We start from the raw sequence: 18,123 nt of genomic DNA, 5'->3' as shown, positions 1-18,123 counted from the left end.
TCGATTCCGTTTCTATTTATTAAACGCTGTAATGTTCTCTTCATTCAAAGTAAAATCATAATAGTTCAGGTCTTCCCGCTTTGTCCAGCCAATGCATTTCCAGAAAGCATTACCGATATCGTTCTGGGTAAAAGCGATCAGGCTGACTTTATTGATGTGCTCCTCTTTCAGGGCATTCATGCAGTGGACCACCATGGCTTTTCCTATGCCAAGTCTTCTATAATCTTCTCTCACACATACATGATACAGGCAGCCCCGTCGTCCGTCATGACCACATAGGATACCGCCCACTACGGTTCCGTCCTCCCCGACGGCTACCACACTGGTGCCGGGATTCCGGTGGATAAAACGCTCCACACCTTCCCTGGAATCATCGATACTCCGGATACCGAAGCCGTGAATGGTCATCCAGAGGGCGTGCAGACCGTCATAATCTTCTATGGTCATTGATTTGATCGTAAACTGTTTGCTCATTGATGTATGTAATCCTTTCGTCCTTGTCCTGTGTCTGCTTTAAGGGAAGCAGGGAACCAGCTCCAGGCCTTCGCTCTCGGGAAGTCCGAACAGCAGGTTCATGTTCTGTACTGCCTGACCGGCAGCGCCTTTTACGAGATTGTCCAGTGCACCCATCATAATGATGCGTCCGGTACGCTCGTCAATGACAAAGTTGATGTCCACGTAGTTGCTGCCTTCCACCCACTTGGTCTCGGGGCAGCTGCCCTTATCCAGTACGCGGACAAACTTCTCGTTTGCATAATATTTATCATAGACAGCCTTTACCTCTTCATATGTAGGAAGTGTGCCGTCCGGTTTTCTCTTCAGTGTTGCATATTCGGTTGCCAGGATCCCCCGGTTCATGGGTACGAGGTGCGGGGTAAAATTGATGGTCACCTGACAGTTGCCCGCATAGCCTAACTGCTCCTCGATCTCGGGAGTATGTCTGTGACTTGCCACACCGTAGGCTTTCATATTCTCATTCACTTCGCAGAACAGGTTTGGCACTTTGGCTCCTCTGCCTGCACCGGAAGTTCCGGACTTAGCATCCACGATCAGGGTATTCACATCGATCATACCTTCTTTTACCATAGGGTAAGCGGTCAGGATCGAGCAGGTGGTATAACAGCCGGGATTAGCCACCAGTCTGGTCTTCTCCGTGATCTTGTCACGGTTGATCTCGCAGAGTCCGTATACCGCTTCCTCGATGAACTGCGGAGACTTATGCTCGATGCCGTACCATTTTTCATAGGTAGCTACATCCTTGATACGGTAATCAGCGGACAGATCCACAATTTTCACCTGGGAAAGGATTTCCTCGGATAACAGTCCTGCCAGGAATCCCTGGGGGGTTGCGGTGAAGATCACATCCACCTGCTTCGCCAGTTCCTCCAGATTGTCGTCCTTACAAATATCATCCACCAGCTGAAACATGTTCTGGTATACCTGATAATACTTTTTATCTATATAGCTTCTGGAACCGTACCATACGATTTTGGCATCCTTGTGATTCAACAGGATACGTACCAGTTCTCCTCCGGCATAACCGGTTGCTCCGATGATTCCTACTCTGATCATTTTTTTACCTCACACTCATTTCATTGCATTTCTGTGTCATCGAATTGCTTCGCAGCAAGCTGCTCCCGCAATTCTGCTTTGGAACTATTCAGAACCCCATTCGCAAAATCGCTGCTGCGCTTTTCCAATATTCATCTGACTCTGAATAGTTCCATGATACCACTTTCTTCCTAAATGTCTACTACTTTTTTCATTTTTATGCATGTTTTTTGGATTGATATGTATATTTATGCGCTTATTCATGCTTCTTTTATGTTTTTATGCAATATAATGGAATAATATTCACTCTGCTTTTACCGTACTTCCTTTTCCGATTAAAATCTGCTACAATAAGTGTGTTGCGCAATGCAATCCGCGCATCTATTTTTTTAGCTTCTACGAGAGCGGAAATGAGGAAATTATGGCTTTTGACGGCGTTACCATTGCCTGTGTAATATCTGAACTGAAAAAAGAACTGATCGGCGGAAGGCTGTACAAGATCGCCCAGCCGGAGAATGATGAACTGTTACTGACGATCAAACAGCCCACCGGGCAGAAGCGCCTGCTGTTATCCGCAAGTGCTTCTCTCCCGCTGATCTATCTGACGGAAACCAATAAACCCAGCCCCATGACGGCCCCCAACTTCTGTATGCTTCTGCGCAAACACTTGCAGAACGGCCGTATTGTGAACATCTCCCAGCCGGGGTTGGAACGTATTGTGCATATTGACATTGAACATCTGGATGAGATGGGCGATCTGCGTCACAAGACACTGGTCATGGAGCTGATGGGCAAACACAGTAACCTGATCTTCTGTAATGACGACAATACCATCATCGACAGTATCAAGCATGTCTCCTCCGCTGTCAGCAGCGTCCGGGAAGTCCTGCCGGGACGTCCCTACTTCATTGCCCACACCCAGGACAAGCTGGATGCCCTGACCTGCGATGAGAATACGTTCCGTGAAATGCTTGCCGCCAAACCCCAGCCGGTCTTCAAGGCGGTCTACGGAAGCTTCACCGGCATCTCGCCCGTACTGGCACAGGAATTATGTCATGAGGCCGGTCTTGATGGGGAACGTCCTACAGCGGCACTGACACCCACGGATTACCATACTTTATACGGAATCTTTTCCAAAATGGTCACTTCTATCAGGGAAGAAGCCTTCTCTCCATGCATTGCCTACACCGGCACCCGCCCCGTGGAATATGCAGCGGTTCCCCTGACGATGTATGGCTCGGGAGCGGATCATTTGGAATCCTACACTTCCATGTCCGCCCTGCTGGAGCATTTTTATGCGGAGAAAAATACATTAACCAGGATCCGTCAGAAATCCTCCGACCTGCGCCGTATCGTCCAGACAGCCCTGGAACGTGATATTAAAAAATATGACCTCCAGCTGGCCCAGATGAAGGACACGGAGAAGCGGGAAAAATACCGCGTCTACGGTGAACTGCTCAACACCTACGGTTACAGTGCAAAGCCCGGCGACAGATCCTTCACCGCCGTGAATTATTATACAAATGAGCCGGTAACGATCCCCCTGGATCCCACCCTCTCCGCCACGGAAAATGCGAAAAAATATTTTGACAAATACGGCAAATTAAAGCGTACTTATGAGGCGCTGTCCGAGTTGACCTGCCAGGTTAAGGAAGAGATCGACCACTTAGAGACCATCAGCACAGCACTGGACATTGCCCTGAAGGAAGAAGACCTGGTGGAGATCAAGGAGGAACTGACCCAGAGCGGTTACATCCGCCGAAAAGGCGGCACGAAAAAGGCAAAGATCACCAGCAGGCCCTTCCACTATTTAAGCAGCGACGGCTTCCATATTTATGTAGGGAAAAATAATTTCCAAAATGACGAACTGACCTTCAAATTCGCCACAGGAAATGACTGGTGGTTCCATGCCAAAGGCATCCCCGGCTCCCACGTGGTAGTAAAGACCGAGGGGAAAGAGCTGCCGGACCGTACTTTCGAAGAAGCGGGCAGACTGGCTGCCTACTATTCTAAAGGCAGGGAACAGGAAAAAGTGGAGATCGATTACGTCCAGAAAAAACAGGTCAAAAAGCCTGCCGGTGCCAAGCCGGGATTCGTGGTCTATTATACGAACTACTCCCTGATGATCGACAGCGATATCTCAGGTATCGAAAAGCTCAGCGACTGACCAGCCTATGCATCCGGCACCTGATTTTATGCATATTTATACTGTATATTTTCTGTTTTATACATTTATGTGCATATTTTAATTTGTTTTATTCATTTTTATGATTTATTTATGCAACTTTTCTGCTTGCTTTTGCGAATATAATGTTGTATAGTAAATGTCAGAGCGTAACACACGATCCCAACATCTGATGCATTACGGATTGCTTCGTGCTTTTAGGCTTTTGCCCCTGGCATCATACACACTATAAAACGGAGGATTTTATCATGAAGGAAAAAGTAGTTTTAGCTTATTCCGGCGGTCTGGATACTACCGCTATCATTCCCTGGCTGAAGGAGAATTTTGACTACGAAGTTATCTGTGTCTGTGTCAACTGCGGACAGGCAGAGGAGCTCGACGGTCTGGAAGAGAGAGCCAAGGCCTGCGGCGCTTCCAAGCTGTATATTGAAGACGTTATCGATGAATTCTGTGATGATTATATTGTTCCCTGTGTCCAGGCTCATGCCGTATACGAGAACAAGTACCTGTTAGGTACCTCCATGGCAAGACCTCTGATCGCCAAGAAGCTGGTAGAGATTGCCAGAAAAGAAGGCGCTGTAGCTATCTGCCACGGTGCTACCGGTAAGGGTAACGACCAGATCCGTTTCGAGTTAGGTATCAAGGCTCTGGCTCCCGATATCAAGATCATCGCTCCCTGGAGAAGCGACAAGTGGAACATGGACTCCCGTGAATCCGAGATTGAGTACTGCAAAGCGCATGGTATCCATCTTCCTTTCTCCACCGATTCTTCCTACAGCCGTGACCGTAACATCTGGCACATCAGCCACGAAGGTCTGGAGCTGGAGGATCCCGGCAACGAGCCCAACTACGAGCATCTGCTTGTCTTAGGTGTAACTCCTGAGAAGGCTCCCGATGAGGGTGAGTATGTGACCATGACATTTGAAAAGGGTGTTCCCACTTCCGTTAACGGCGAGAAGATGAAGGTATCCGATATCATCCGTACCCTGAACAGGCTGGGCGGCAAGCACGGTATCGGTATCGTAGATATCGTAGAGAACCGTGTTGTAGGTATGAAGTCCCGTGGTGTCTATGAGACTCCCGGCGGTACCATCCTCATGGAGGCTCACCAGCAGCTGGAAGAGCTGATCTTAGACCGTGATACTTATGCATTCGAGAAGGAAATGGGTGCAAAGTTCGCAAGCCTGGTATACGAAGGCAAATGGTTCACTCCTCTCCGTGAGGCTGAGCAGGCTTTCATCGAGAAGACCCAGGAATATGTAACAGGTGAAGTGAAATTCAAGCTCTACAAGGGCAACATCATCAAGGCAGGAACCACTTCTCCTTACTCTCTGTATAATGAGAACCTGGCCTCCTTCACCACCGGTGATCTGTATGACCATCACGATGCAGAAGGCTTCATCAATCTGTTCGGTCTGTCCCTGAAGGTTCGTGCCATGAAGCTGCAGGAGAACGAGAAGAAGCTCGGCAACTAATAGTTATTCAGCGATTTTGTGAATAAAGCTATGAAATGATGCAGTAAGAGGTGTCTATGATTACAATGCAGACAATTACTGCCGTGGGACTGGTCTATCTGATCGGTATCAACCTGGCAGGATTCATCATCATGGGCGTCGATAAAAAAAGAGCCATCCGGGGTGCCTGGCGCATCTCGGAGGCTTCTCTTTTTTTAACGGCGCTATTGGGCGGCAGCCTGGGATGTATTCTGGGAATGCAGCATTTCCGCCACAAGACGAAACACTGGTATTTCAAATACGGAATGCCGGCGATCCTTGTGGTACAGGTACTGCTTTTTGTCCTTTTATTCAGGTAGAAGTTATGCTATACTGATTGTATATAAGTTCAGTCTTTCGTATTTACAGAGGAATAACATACACGGAGCAGATTCCGGATATCTGTCTCTGCGTGTATTTGGGAGGTGTCGATATGCATATAGCAGTATGTGATGATAATGTAGCCGACAGAAAACAGTTAGAGCGCTTGCTAAAGCGGGAATCCGACAAACGTGCTGCATCTACGGGGATCATTTATACCGATTCTTTTGGTAATTCTACCGCACTGCTGTCCAATCCCATGCAATACGATGCCTTTTATATCGACATGTGTCTGACAGAAGGGACCACCGGTACGGATGTGGTCAATGCCCTCACAGCACAGGGTGTCAACGCTCCCATTATATTATGCTGTTCCAAGATCAATTACAGGGAACAGACCTATCCGGAAAATGTCATCTTCCTAGATAAGCCCATCAAAGTAGCAGAGCTGGCGCAGAGCATTGACCATGCTCTGGAGATCATGGCGAAAGCAGTTCCCCTCATCGAGCTTCGTGAGGATGAGGATACCATCTATGTGACCGAACCGGATATTCTCTACGCCGAGGAAGAGGGCCGCAATGTCATCGTAACCCTGAAGGACGGCCGTACCGTAAAAGTCGCTACCACCGCCATCAATTTATTCTCCCAAATAGAAAATCATCCCACCTTCTTTGCCCCTACCGTTAGGGCCATCCTCAACGGAAGATACATGGAGAAGCTGGGATTCCGTAAAGTCATTATGTGCGATGGGAAAAAGTTCCCGCTGCACAGAAACTGCGTTGCTTACGCAAAACAGCTTTTGGCAGAGTATCACGCGTAACTTTCCATTTACACTGTTACGATCACGCCGCCGTCATTGGCGTACATGCTGCTGACGCCACGGGTGTCCATGATCAGGCAATCTCTGAACTGTACCTTATCCGTAAGAAGCTTTTTGATGGTCTCGGCGCGGTCCGGTGCACTACAATGGGTGATCATCAGTGTACGGTGTTGGGTGTCTCCGACTTCCTCTAAAATGATCTCTGCCATTCTGCGGAGTGCCTTCTTCATACCGATACTCTGTCCTCTCTGCACGATATTTCCCTTGTCTCCTGCCATAATGGGCTTAATGCTTAAGGTGGATGCCACCAGTGCCTTCACGCCGGTCAGTCTCCCGTTCTTACGCAGAGTCTCCAGATTATCCAGTACAAAATACGTATGCATATTGCTGCGGAATTCCTCGATCTGTTTTACGATCTCTTCAAAGGGAAGACCCTGTTCCTCCAGTTCTACCAGCTTCTTCACGATCTGCGTCTCACCGCAGCTGGCGGATTCGGAATCGACGACATGAATCTGCTTCTTACCGTATTTTTCCCGATACAGATTCATTCCCAGCACGGCGCTGTTGTAACTTCCACTCAGATGAGAAGATAATGTAATGGCATATACATGCTCTGCCTCTGTACAATAAGCCTCCCGGAACTTCTCCGGGGAAGGGCATGCAGATCTGGGACATTGAGGAGATTCCGCTACTTTTTTCAAAAACTCTGCCTGATCAAAGCTCTCATCATCCTGGATCCTATAGTCTCCCACTTCCAGTCCCAGCGGAACGATCTCAAACCGGGGATCCTGCAGATACTCTTCCGGCAATTCACAACAACTGTCTACTACGATTTTGAAACTCATAATATCTGTCTCCATATTATTAATTATTTGTTATTTTTTACAAACCATGCTATGTAGTTTTTAATACTACTTATAATAGCACGAAACATTTCGTTCGTAAAGCTTTTACACAAAATATTCATATTTCCTTTTTCCCGTACATCGTTTATACTATTTCTATATCGCATGACACCGGAACGCAAGATACAATCACCGGAGTAAGGAGCCTTGATGATCGCATTACAGATTACATCCACGAAAAATTTTATGAATCACCTACTGGTAGCGGATACCTTTGATCCTTTTCTTCTGGAAGAAGCCACCATCAGCACCGCCCTCACCGTAACCATCGACGGGCATATCAACAAGGACTTCTATCCTGCCGAAGAGCGGGGCGAAGACTGTATTCCCTGGGAACTGCAGTCTTTTAGCAAAATAAAAGGACTGTGCTTTGACCTGATCAAGGGAAAACACACTCCTTTGTATTTTAAATTTGTGCTTCATATGCAGCCGGATAAAGCCGCTGCCATGCTTACAAAAGCCCAGGTGGACCCTGACGTCATCCGTGCCCTGGTGTTGAACATCCGCTACGATGGGGAAAAAACGGTTCTCACCACCGGATGTGCTTACCAGACCTTCACCATGGACAAAAGTGCCGATACCGCCTGGGACAAGGCGCTGAAAAAATATCTGGATCTGAAGGGAATCTCTTACGAGGAACTTTGATCATTCCTTCATCTTCGGCTTGCTGAGAAAACTTGCCAGATAACCGAAGATCAGCGCTGCGGAGGTTCCCACAGCTCCTGCCCGAAAGCCTCCCGCAAAAAGACCTAAAAATCCCTGTTCCTGCACTGCTTCTTTTACGCCTTTCATTAACACATTTCCAAAGCCAAGCAGCGGTACGCTGGCACCGGCTCCCGCAAAATCCTGAAAAGGTTCATACCAGCCAAGCGCACTGAGCACGGCACCGGTGACCACTAAGAGCACCATAATGCGTCCCGGCATCATCTTCGTCTTTTCCATCAGGATCTGCACCAGCGCGCAGATCAGACCACCCACCCAGAAAGCATTGATATAATCCATCCTCTGCGTTTCCTCCTTATATCTGTTTATGGACAGTCTCTGCACTTTTTCCTGAATTTATGCGTTCTTTATACGTTTAATCGTTCTTTTTGCCAAACCGGAACCACTCCGGCGGAAGCTGTACCAGGATCACAGCGGCAAATACGATAACACAGCCTGCGATCTGTCTCGTAGTCAGTGTCTGATCCGTACTTAAAAAACCGATCTTATAAGCGATCCATCCGGAAATGGTGGCAATGACGGATTCCAGACTCATGATGAGCGCTGCCACCGTGGGATTCAAGCCCTTCTGACCCACAATCTGCAGAGTATAGCCCACACCGCAGCTTAAGACACCGGCATACAGCAGTGCACCCAGACCTTCCTGGATCTGTCCGAAAGTCGGCTGTCCCCAGATAAGCGCCCCGATGCAGCAGACGACACCGCACACTGTGAACTGGATGCAGGATACCACCGCTCCATCGATTCTCGCTGCATAATGATCAACCGTCATGATCTGTATCGCAAAAGCAATAGCACATAAAAATACCATGATATCCCCTGCCCCCAGGCGCAATGATTCTGTCATGCAGAGCAGATACATTCCCACTGCTGCCATGCCGGCTGCCGCCCAGACCACCGGTGCTACCTTTTTCTTCAAAAAAATGCCAAACATGGGCACAAAAATAATATATAGGGTCGTGATAAATCCCGCCTTGCCGACACTGGTATACTTGATACCGAACTGCTGCAGGGTGCTGGCAATGGTCAGGAATATACCACACAGAAGCCCTGCCTTGACATTCAGTTTCCAGTCTAATTTTACTGCCTTGTCTCCCGCGATCTTCCGACTGATCAGAATATACACCAGAATACCGGCAGCGCCGATCAGAGAACGGACGCCGTTAAAAGTAAACGGATGCATGTAATCCATACCCTTGCTCTGGGAGACAAATGCCATGCCCCAGATAGTGGCTGTCAACAGAAGAATCAGGCTGTTTCTCGTTGTTTTTGCTCTTGTATTTTCCATAGTTGTATTTATTTTCCGTTCCTTATATTTTACTCTTATCAGGACTGTTTTTTATATTTCTCAGCGATCTCCGCCACTATATCCCGCAGCATTTTTCCGTTACAGTCTATGATGAGGTCCGCATATTTCTCATACAAAGGGGTTCTCTCATCATACAGATCCCGCAAGGTCTGACCGGGCTGCAGGGTCACGCCCCTGGCATTCAGATCCCCCAGCCGTTTCTCCACTTCCTCATAGGGAAGCTTCAGGTATACCACCATACTGATCTCCCGCAGATGCTGCATGCCTTCCGGCTCGTAGCAGGCACTTCCGCCGGTAGCAATGATGCTGTTCTCCAGATCTAAGGACGCATTCACGTCGCTCTCAATCTGCCAGAAGCCTTCCACACCATATTCCGTGATCAGTTCGTGTAATAATTTGCCGTGTCTGTCCTGGATCACCAGGTCGGAATCCACAAAACGTCTGCCCAGCCGCTTCGCCAGGACGACACCTACCGTACTTTTTCCCGAACCCGGCATGCCGATCAGAGTAATATTATTTTTCATAAATTTCTGTCCACCTTACCTATACACAAGAAAATCGCCGCCTGTAAGCGACGATCTTCCGTCTCGTTCTTCATTATAATTATACTTCTGCGATGACTTCCACTTCACATAATACATTCTTGGGAAGGGTCTTGACTGCAACACAACTTCTGGCAGGATTCTCAGTAAAGTACTTTGCATAGACCTGATTGAACGCTGCGAAATCGCCCATGTCTGCCAGGAAGCAGGAGGTCTTGGCTACTCTGGTGTAATCGGTGCCTGCTGCCTTTAACAGCTCGCCGATATTCTTCATTACCTGCTCTGCCTGTTCCTCGATGGTAGTTCCGTGAATCTCGCCGGTAGCGGGATCAATGGGAATCTGTCCGGATGCGAAAAAGATATTGCCCAGTACGATACCCTGGGAGTAAGGTCCGATCGCTGCGGGTGCTTTGTCTGTTGAAATCTTCTGTAACATAATATTCTCCTCTTTCTTCCTATAAATAATTCTTCCTTAAATCTGTCATCTGCGCCTTGAGCTGCCTGCTACCCGGCATGTTCCGAAATTTCTGCGACATCCCCGGCGTTTACTTTGTCATATCTACCTCCGGCTCATCAAATTCCGCCGTCACGTAGAATCCTCTGGAATTCTCCACAATATCCGCCACGACACCCTCCCGGTTCTTCAGGCGGTAGCGGAACGGAATATTCGGAGACATTGCCAGGGAAGGGTCTATCGTATAGTAATAGTTGCTGGGCAGAAGTCCCTCCGTAACCGTGATCTTCTGTCCGACCTCCAACAGTCCCGGTCGTTCCATCTTAAATTCTATCCTGCGCATTCTGACTCACCAGCCATTCCCGGCATAATATTTTTCGCCGTTTGAGGTTTATTTTACCAGTAACTTACAGCACTTGCAAGAGTGATTTCATTTCTGACCTGCTGCTTTTCCCTATTTCACCACCGGACTCTCCAATACTACCGCATGTGCGATTCCCGGCACGCTTTTGCCTTCATTAAAACTTGTCTTGCTGAGCAGGGCTCCGGTGGGGAGGAAGAGGACTTTTTTCCATTCGCCGGATTCCAGCTTCGGGAGAATATATGCTGCCAGAGTCACGGCGCTGCAGCCGCAGCCGCTGCCACCGGCATGGGTGTCCTGGGCATCTGCATCAAAGATCTCAATGCCGCAGTCCATGTGTCTGCCGGCAATATCAATCCCCTTCTCCCTCAGCAGATCGATCAGCACTGTCTGTCCCACGCTTCCCAGATCCCCGGTGATGATCCGGTCATATTCCCTAGGCTGCACATGGAAATCCTCCAGGTGGCGTTCGATGGTATCTGCGGCAGCAGGTGCCATGCAGGCCCCCATGTTCATGGAATCCTTGAGTCCATAGTCCACGATCCGCCCGGGAGTCATGCCGGTGATGTGGGCTCTGCATTTCTGATTCAGCCCTAGGGCAAAGGCTCCGCTTCCTGTCACCGTCCAGCTGGCAGACAGAGGTCTCTGGTTCCCATAATCTAACGGAAAGCGGAACTCCTTCTCCGCGCTGGCGAAATGACTGGATGTCACGCAGACCACATGCTCCGCATAGCCTCCCGCTGCCATCACAGCTCCCAGTGTCAGCGCTTCCCCGCAGGTAGAGCAGGCACCATAGACTCCGAACAGGGGAATATTGTAAGCGGAGATACCGAAGGAAGTGGCAATGCACTGTCCCAACAGATCACCGGCGAAGAGATACGAAACATCCTCTGCTTTCCACCCAGCCTTTTCCATGACCATGTAGACTGCGTCCTTCTGGAGATTGCTTTCCGCCTCTTCCCATGTCTTACAGCCGAAGAGATCATCCTCTCCCACCATGTCAAACAGGGCTCCTAACGGTCCCTCGCCTTCTTTTTTCCCTACAATAGCGGCACCGGCGATCACACACACCGGCTGCGCCAGACGGATACTGCTTCTTCCCACTCTCTGATTCATAATTTCTCCTTCCATGCGACAACACTGCATTCTTTTTTGTCAGTGTTCCCGCATTAGCGAAGAATTATAAATTATAAAAAATTGTAACTATTCAGAACCCCATTCGCAAAACCGCTACTTCGTAGCTTTCCTTTTGCTCATGTGGTTACTTCGCCATATAAAACTGCTTATCTGCCTGAATGCAAGCATTCGCAGAACGCAGTTTTTCATGGCTCTGAATAGTTACAAAAAATCTCCTCCAGCGCTCCGATCACTTTTTGCAGCACCTCATCCTCCATATCCGAATAGTGGATGACCAGGATCCCCCGGTATTTCTGTGCATTCGCAAAACAATATTCCGACAGGCAGTTGACCAGGATCCCTTGTTGTCTCGCCGCCCACTTGATCTCCACATCGCTTAAATCCGTCCGCGAGACCGATGAAAACGGCCTGATTCAAAGACTTACCGTAAGACCGAAATAAGAAAACGTCATTCCGGAGCAGTTCCGGAGACCACGTAACTGGTCACAGCATACAGAATCTCTCCATTATACTCTACCCTGGACCAGCCGGAGGCTTCACTGTATCCCGTACGATGCAGGTTGGTACCATTCCGCACCTGGGTACGCACGGTACTCTCCCCCTCGCTGGTGCTGGGTTCTGTCCGCAGGTTGATCAGATCCTTGGGGGTAATGTAGTCATCACAATCCACAAATACGATCACTCTGCCGTCCTGGGTGCTGACGCGGTTGGAATTCACCGGCGCTGTCGATTTCGTGTAAGTCAGGTCGGTCGTCAGGTATGCGGACACCGCATAGACGGTCTGCCCGTTATAATCCAGTCTGGACCAGCCGGTGGAATCGTTTCTGCCGGTACGGACCAGCATCTCTCCGTTTTTCAGCTGTCCCACCACATTTCCTTCGTCTCCGGTATAGGGAGTACTGCGAAGGTTAATTACATCTTTGGCGGTGACGGTCTCGTTCACATCTCCGAATGTCATGGCGTTTCCTTCCGCAAGAGCATTTCCGGCACTATTGGCATTGGGGATCTCCGTAGCCGCCGGTGCCTCTGTCGGCTGTATTGTTGCTTCCGGTGTTGCTGCCGGGGGCGCCTGCGAAGTCTCTGTCGGCGTTGCCGTAGGCTCCGGTGTGGAAATCGGTTCTGTGGACACCTCAGGTGCCATTACCGTCTCCGGGATACCTGCAGCCTCTGTCGTCTGTGCTTCCGTTGCTGTTACCAATGCGTCGCTGTCTCCCGCTTCCCCGCTATGGCTGCTTAATTTCCATAGTGGAATGCAGATCAGGATCGCCAGGATCATCATTCCCGCAAACACCGGGATCATCCATGGTCTAAAATGGAATACCACCTCTTCATCCTCGTCAAAATCATCCTCTTCCCGGTACTCTTCATAGTCCTGATCCTCCGCAGGCTCATTTGAGAGTTCTTCATAATCAAAGCTATTTCCTTCCGGCTCTCTTTCCGAACTTCTGTTATCTTTCTTATCCATGGCGCATCCTCCTTCCGCCGTCATTAAGCTGATTATATACTCTCATCTTTTGCAAAACAAGTCTCTTTTCCTGTCTTTGCAGGTATGTTATACTGATCATAGTATTACAAAATCTGCTCAGGAGTCATTCCCCTTATGAAAAATAATTTTGCGAAATGGAAACCATATATTTTCCTTGCGATCCTGCTACTCGGTCTGATCCCTCTGATCTGGCTGGGACGCTACAATTATCCCACCGGCGACGATTATTATTACGGTGCGGAGACTCATCTGGTCTGGCAGCAGACAGGGAGCATCATACAAACGCTTGACGCTGCCTGCGCAGGTGTCGCAGACAGCTATCAGATCTGGCAGGGAACCTATTCAGCGCTTTTCCTGATGTATCTTGCACCCAATGTATTTTCCAATACCGCCTATCATCTGGTGACTTTCGTGATCCTGCTTTTATTGTGCGGAGGTATTTTTTATCTGCTGTGTCCTCTGTTCCGCCGTTTTCTGCCGGGAACTTGCGGAGAATGGATCACCGTTTCTTCCATTCTCAGCTTTCTGTGTATTCAGACAGTGGAATTTCAAAGTGACAGCTTCTACTGGTACAATGGCTCCATGTATTACACCGGTTTCTTTGCCGCGACACTGTTTTTCCTCGGCACACTGTTTCGCTACCTGGACAATGGAAAGCGGATCCTGTTGCTTCCACTACTCCTGTTCGCTGTCTTTTTGGGCGGTGGCAACTATGTTTCTCTTCTTCCCTGTATGCTTCTGTCAGTAACCATAACACTTCTGTTACTGTTACAGAAAAATAAAAAAGCATATATCTGCGGGATTACTTCTGTCGTTCTCCTGTTGTCCTTCGCCGTAAGCGCCATGGCTCCCGGCAATCACGTACGTCAAAGCGGCATGTGGAAGATTCCTGCCTGGAAAGCGATTGCAAAATGTCTGTTACAGGGCATCCGTTATACCTTTGCCTGGACGGGATTGTGGTGGGTGCTTGCCGCGCTGCTTCTGCTGCCGGTCTTCCTGCGGATCCTGCAGAAGAAAAACGGAGCATTTTTCTCCCACCCTATTCTGTTTACCGGTTATGCTTACGGACTGTTCTGCTCCATGTCCTGTCCCCTGTTCTATACCATGAACTCCACGGGACCGGGCCGGGCGGTTGCCATCGTCTATTATATGTTCCTACTGATCAGTTTTACCGTATTCTTCTATTGGATCGGCTTTGTAGTTCTGAAAATGCAGGCACGACCGAAACCCCCGGAGAGAATAGAAGTCTCAGGAAAGCTTAACACCGCTCGTTATCTTGCTATGGCAGTTCTGTTATTCAGCATCCCCTGTACCGGATTGTGGCAGGAAACTTCCGCCATGAAAGCCATCCGGGTACTGACAGATGGGGAAGCCACTGCCTACGCTGCGGAATACGAAGACCGTCTGCTTCTCCTGAATGATCCGGAGGTTACGGATGTGGTACTGACACCGTTTACGCATCAGCCGGCGTTGATCTATACCGGTGATCTCCCCGGTGACCCGGAAGATCCCACCAGCAGGAAGGTCGCTCAGTATTTCCAAAAGACATCGCTGTATGTCAATTACGGCAACAACTGATAATAAATGGCCTGCGTATTCAGTGTATACAAAAAAGGACGTCTCCGATCTGCGGAAATGTCCTTTTTCTTAATAATTCGTCTTTATTGTCCTTCGTATTTCTCGCTCTGCATCCGGATCAGCTCTGCATCCTCAAAGTAGTTGATACGCATTGCACTCTTCACCTCAGCCAGAGTCTGCGCTGCCACTTCACGTGCCTCATCACTGCCTTTTTTCAGGATATCATAAACTGCGGGAATATCCTTCTCCAGTTCTTTTCTGCGGTTACGGATCGGTTCCAAAGTCTCCTGCATAACATTATTCAGGAACTTCTTCACCTTCACATCTCCCAGACCGCCTCTGGTATAGTGTGCTTTCAGTTCGTCCAGATCTGCATAATCCGGCAGATATCTCTCAAAATGTTCCTGCCGGCAGAAAGCATCCAGATAAGTGAATACGGTGTTGCCTTCCAGGTGTCCGGGGTCGCTGACTAACAGATGCTCCGGATCGGTGTACATACTCATGATCTTGGTGCGCACATCATCTGCACTGTCTGACAGGTAGATGCAGTTACCCAGGGATTTGCTCATTTTTGCCTTACCATCGATGCCGGGCAGTCTCTGGCATGCTTCGTTCTCAGGTAAAAGTGCCTTAGGCTCTACCAGTACCGGTGCATATACGGTATTGAACTTGTGCACGATCTCTCTGGTCTGCTCGATCATCGGCAGCTGGTCACCACCTACCGGAACAGTCGTTGCCTTAAATGCAGTAATATCAGAAGCCTGGCTGATCGGATAGGTAAAGAAGCCTACCGGAATGCTCGCTTCGAAGTTACGCATCTGTATCTCGCTCTTAACAGTCGGGTTTCTCTGTAATCTGGCTACGGTCACCAGATCCATATAATAGAAAGTCAGCTCACACAATTCGGAGATCTGAGACTGAATGAAAATCGTAGCCTTAGCAGGATCCAGTCCACAAGACATGTAATCCAGTGCCACTTCAATTATATTCTGGCGCACCTTCTCGGGATTCTCGATATTATCCGTCAGAGCCTGTGCATCTGCGATCATGATAAAGGTCTTCTTATATTCGCCGGAATTCTGCAGCTCCACACGTCTCCTGAGCGATCCAACATAATGTCCTACATGTAGTCTGCCGGTGGGTCTGTCGCCCGTTAAAATAATCTTGTCCATTTCATCCTCTCAATCCGCCGCCAAAGCAGCTATACATCATTAAATTTATCATACCATTTTTTCCACAGTAGTACAACGGGTCCGAAAAACTTTTTCCTACCTTTCACTCTACCCGCACTCGCCGCTGCGCAGGGATTTCACCAATAACGGTATCTCGAACAACAGCATCACGATCCAGCCGATCATGTTGGCCCACGCCAGACTGGCGAAGTCCATATGCAGCAGACGCAGCATCACGAATACCGCCACAACTCTGCCCAACATATTCATAAAGGTGCTGTACAGTGTCACCTTCAGATCGCCGATGCCGCGGAAGAATCCCTGGATTCCGTTGGTCATTCCCGGCAGGATATACATCCAGGAGATCAGGTGCAGATAACTGATTCCGAGAGATACCACCTGCGCATCCCCATCCTCGGCGAACAGAGTCATGATCTGCGGAGCCAGGCCCCAGATCACCGCAAACAAACCGATGGAATAGACCAGCTCGATCAACAATCCTGTCTGAAAACCTTTCTTCATGCGCTCTTTGTGTCCGGCGCCCTTGTTCTGCGCCAGGAAAGTCGTCATGGCATGTCCGATGTTCTGTTGCGGCGTATAAGCGAAATCATCCACGCGGTTCACTGCGGTAAATGCTGCCATAACCGCCACACCCTGAGTATTGACTACTGACTGAATGATGAGCTTGCCCAGCTGTAAGCATACTTGTTGCATGGCACTGGTGCTGCCGTAGCTGACAGTCTTACCAAGCAGGCTCTTATCAAAGACCCACCACTTTTTCCCAAGGCATAACAGTGGAATCTTTTTCTTGATATAAATGCCGCACAGCAGGCAGCACAGGCCCTCGCTGCACACTGTGGCAATGGCACTTCCCGCCACGCCCCATCGTAATACCACCACGAAGAACAGATCTCCGAAAATGTTTAAAAAAGCACTGGTTACCAGAAAATACAACGGTGTCTTACTGTCTCCCAACGCCCGCATGGTGTTAGCCAGGAAATTATAGATAAATGTAAATATCAGTCCCAGGAAAATGATCCGAAGATATACCGCGGCTTCCGGAATCGCAGTCTCCGGCACCCGGATCAGCCGAAGCACCGGTGTCGCAAGCAGCAGCATGAGCAATGAAAATACCACAGAGAATCCGCAACCTGCCAGCATGGTGGTGCTGATCTGCTTCGACAGAGTATCATAATCCTTGGCACCATACTGGGAGCTCATTAAGACGCTGGCTCCCATGCACATTCCACTGATCAGTAGGATCGCTATATTCATAATCGGTGTGGAAGTTCCCACTGCTGCCAGTGCCTGCTCTCCCACGTATTTTCCTACGATCACGGAGTCCGCAGCGTTGTAGGTCAGCTGAAACAGATTGCCCAGTACCAGGGGAATCGTAAACGATACTAAAGGCAACAGTATCTTTCCCTGGGTCATGTCATGTTTCTCTATCGTACTCATTGCTTATTGTTGTCCTTTCCTTTTCATTTTCTCTAAGGAGGGGCTCTTCTGTTTTTCTATAAGTGTCTCTTCCTGATCTTGTTCTGCTTCTTCCATGCTGTCCTCTGCACCGGACGCCTCATTGCCGCTTACAGTGGGCTGGCTTCTCTGCTTCTCATCCATGCTGTCATTGTTTTGTGCCGCCTGCTGCGCATTCTCTGTAACGGTGCCATCCGTGTCTGCCGTCACCTCCGCCACAGTACCTTCCGTCATATCTGCCGCAGCCGCTGCCATCTCCGCCTCTTCTGCGGTATCCCCTGCCTTCGCCGCTTCAAAATCTTCCGCCGGTGCCGCACCATCTGCGCCTGCGCTGTATGCTGACTGCGGTGCCGCTGTATCCGCACCGGTGCTGTCTGCCATTTTGGTACTGCTCATTGTCACGTACAGCACTCCCACCACCACGAAGCAAAGACAGGCTGCCGCAATGCGGGACACATAGTATAGCGGAAATCTGCGTATTTTCCCATTTGCTTTCCGCTTTTCCACGCCTTCGTTCTGTTCACTCCGATGCAATAATTCCTCCTCCACACCGGACAGGGCACGGAACAATTTTTCTTCTTTTTCTCTGTTTTGCTCGCTCATCTTCTCT

Annotated in this window: 20 protein-coding genes; 6 read left to right on the top strand and 14 right to left on the bottom strand. The window is 49.1% G+C overall.

Annotation, left to right across the window (positions count from 1 at the left end; translation table 11 throughout):
• Nucleotides 1-12: 12 nt before the first annotated feature.
• Together FYJ59_RS00305 and argC are read right to left on the bottom strand one after the other, a co-directional pair.
• Nucleotides 13-474, bottom strand: coding sequence for a GNAT family N-acetyltransferase (locus tag FYJ59_RS00305; protein WP_154494804.1), 462 nt, complete (start codon nt 472-474; stop codon nt 13-15).
• 39 nt (nt 475-513) lie between these two features.
• Nucleotides 514-1,572 (bottom strand): N-acetyl-gamma-glutamyl-phosphate reductase, encoded by a 1,059-nt coding sequence (gene argC / locus FYJ59_RS00300; RefSeq protein ID WP_022153412.1) that lies wholly within the window; start codon nt 1,570-1,572, stop codon nt 514-516.
• Between the two features lie 400 nt (nt 1,573-1,972).
• On the opposite strand from argC, the gene FYJ59_RS00295 reads away from it, so the two are divergent.
• The 4 genes from FYJ59_RS00295 (at nt 1,973) to FYJ59_RS00280 (ending at nt 6,370) form a co-directional block, all read left to right on the top strand.
• Nucleotides 1,973-3,718, top strand: coding sequence for an Rqc2 family fibronectin-binding protein (locus FYJ59_RS00295; protein WP_154494803.1), 1,746 nt, complete (start codon nt 1,973-1,975; stop codon nt 3,716-3,718).
• A gap of 266 nt (nt 3,719-3,984) precedes the next feature.
• A complete protein-coding gene (locus tag FYJ59_RS00290; protein WP_154494802.1) occupies nt 3,985-5,211 on the top strand; it encodes an argininosuccinate synthase in 1,227 nt (408 codons plus the stop codon).
• Nucleotides 5,212-5,267: 56 nt separating this feature from the next.
• On the top strand, nt 5,268-5,549 hold the full coding sequence (locus tag FYJ59_RS00285; protein ID WP_328597180.1) for a DUF1294 domain-containing protein: 282 nt from the start codon (nt 5,268-5,270) through the stop codon (nt 5,547-5,549).
• Nucleotides 5,550-5,662: 113 nt separating this feature from the next.
• Nucleotides 5,663-6,370 carry a LytR/AlgR family response regulator transcription factor gene (locus FYJ59_RS00280; protein WP_154494801.1) on the top strand — a complete coding sequence of 236 codons (708 nt, stop codon included), beginning with the start codon at nt 5,663-5,665 and terminating at the stop codon, nt 6,368-6,370.
• An 8-nt stretch (nt 6,371-6,378) separates the two neighbouring features.
• Here FYJ59_RS00280 and FYJ59_RS00275 read toward each other — a convergent pair whose 3' ends face one another.
• Entirely contained in the window at nt 6,379-7,215 is an 837-nt protein-coding gene (locus tag FYJ59_RS00275; RefSeq protein ID WP_154494800.1) for a DegV family protein, read from the bottom strand.
• Nucleotides 7,216-7,425: 210 nt separating this feature from the next.
• Here FYJ59_RS00275 and FYJ59_RS00270 point away from each other — a divergent pair, with 210 nt between their 5' ends.
• Nucleotides 7,426-7,920: a DUF5721 family protein gene (locus tag FYJ59_RS00270; protein ID WP_154494799.1), complete on the top strand. Its 495-nt coding sequence runs from the start codon at nt 7,426-7,428 to the stop codon at nt 7,918-7,920.
• Here FYJ59_RS00270 and FYJ59_RS00265 read toward each other — a convergent pair whose 3' ends face one another.
• From FYJ59_RS00265 to FYJ59_RS00230, 8 genes are all read right to left on the bottom strand, one after another.
• A complete protein-coding gene (locus tag FYJ59_RS00265; RefSeq protein WP_154494798.1) occupies nt 7,921-8,277 on the bottom strand; it encodes a SpoVA/SpoVAEb family sporulation membrane protein in 357 nt (118 codons plus the stop codon).
• 76 nt (nt 8,278-8,353) lie between these two features.
• A complete protein-coding gene (locus tag FYJ59_RS00260; protein ID WP_154494797.1) occupies nt 8,354-9,286 on the bottom strand; it encodes a DMT family transporter in 933 nt (310 codons plus the stop codon).
• 38 nt (nt 9,287-9,324) lie between these two features.
• Nucleotides 9,325-9,831, bottom strand: coding sequence for a shikimate kinase (locus FYJ59_RS00255; protein ID WP_154494796.1), 507 nt, complete (start codon nt 9,829-9,831; stop codon nt 9,325-9,327).
• A 79-nt stretch (nt 9,832-9,910) separates the two neighbouring features.
• Entirely contained in the window at nt 9,911-10,285 is a 375-nt protein-coding gene (locus FYJ59_RS00250) for a RidA family protein (protein ID WP_118505147.1), read from the bottom strand.
• Nucleotides 10,286-10,394: 109 nt separating this feature from the next.
• Nucleotides 10,395-10,646 carry a hypothetical protein gene (locus FYJ59_RS00245; protein ID WP_022153424.1) on the bottom strand — a complete coding sequence of 84 codons (252 nt, stop codon included), beginning with the start codon at nt 10,644-10,646 and terminating at the stop codon, nt 10,395-10,397.
• 111 nt (nt 10,647-10,757) lie between these two features.
• A complete protein-coding gene (locus FYJ59_RS00240; RefSeq protein WP_154494795.1) occupies nt 10,758-11,780 on the bottom strand; it encodes a stage V sporulation protein AD in 1,023 nt (340 codons plus the stop codon).
• 206 nt (nt 11,781-11,986) lie between these two features.
• Nucleotides 11,987-12,172: a hypothetical protein gene (locus FYJ59_RS00235; RefSeq protein ID WP_205839411.1), complete on the bottom strand. Its 186-nt coding sequence runs from the start codon at nt 12,170-12,172 to the stop codon at nt 11,987-11,989.
• 77 nt (nt 12,173-12,249) lie between these two features.
• Nucleotides 12,250-13,266 (bottom strand): hypothetical protein, encoded by a 1,017-nt coding sequence (locus FYJ59_RS00230; RefSeq protein ID WP_154494794.1) that lies wholly within the window; start codon nt 13,264-13,266, stop codon nt 12,250-12,252.
• A gap of 135 nt (nt 13,267-13,401) precedes the next feature.
• On the opposite strand from FYJ59_RS00230, the gene FYJ59_RS00225 reads away from it, so the two are divergent.
• On the top strand, nt 13,402-14,865 hold the full coding sequence (locus FYJ59_RS00225) for a hypothetical protein (protein WP_154494793.1): 1,464 nt from the start codon (nt 13,402-13,404) through the stop codon (nt 14,863-14,865).
• An 83-nt stretch (nt 14,866-14,948) separates the two neighbouring features.
• Here the strand turns inward: FYJ59_RS00225 and trpS are convergent, their stop codons facing one another.
• From trpS to FYJ59_RS00210, 3 genes are all read right to left on the bottom strand, one after another.
• Nucleotides 14,949-16,037: a tryptophan--tRNA ligase gene (gene trpS / locus FYJ59_RS00220; RefSeq protein WP_022153541.1), complete on the bottom strand. Its 1,089-nt coding sequence runs from the start codon at nt 16,035-16,037 to the stop codon at nt 14,949-14,951.
• 108 nt (nt 16,038-16,145) lie between these two features.
• On the bottom strand, nt 16,146-17,495 hold the full coding sequence (locus FYJ59_RS00215) for an MATE family efflux transporter (RefSeq protein ID WP_118550652.1): 1,350 nt from the start codon (nt 17,493-17,495) through the stop codon (nt 16,146-16,148).
• 3 nt (nt 17,496-17,498) lie between these two features.
• The gene (locus tag FYJ59_RS00210; protein WP_154494792.1) at nt 17,499-18,116 is read right to left on the bottom strand and encodes a hypothetical protein; all 618 of its coding nucleotides are present in this window, start codon (nt 18,114-18,116) and stop codon (nt 17,499-17,501) included.
• Nucleotides 18,117-18,123: the final 7 nt, after the last annotated feature.

The organism is Waltera intestinalis, from assembly GCF_009695995.1.
Lineage (GTDB): Bacteria > Bacillota > Clostridia > Lachnospirales > Lachnospiraceae > Acetatifactor > Acetatifactor intestinalis.
Note: the sequence above shows the minus strand (reverse complement) of the source record. Positions and strands in the feature narration are given on the sequence as shown.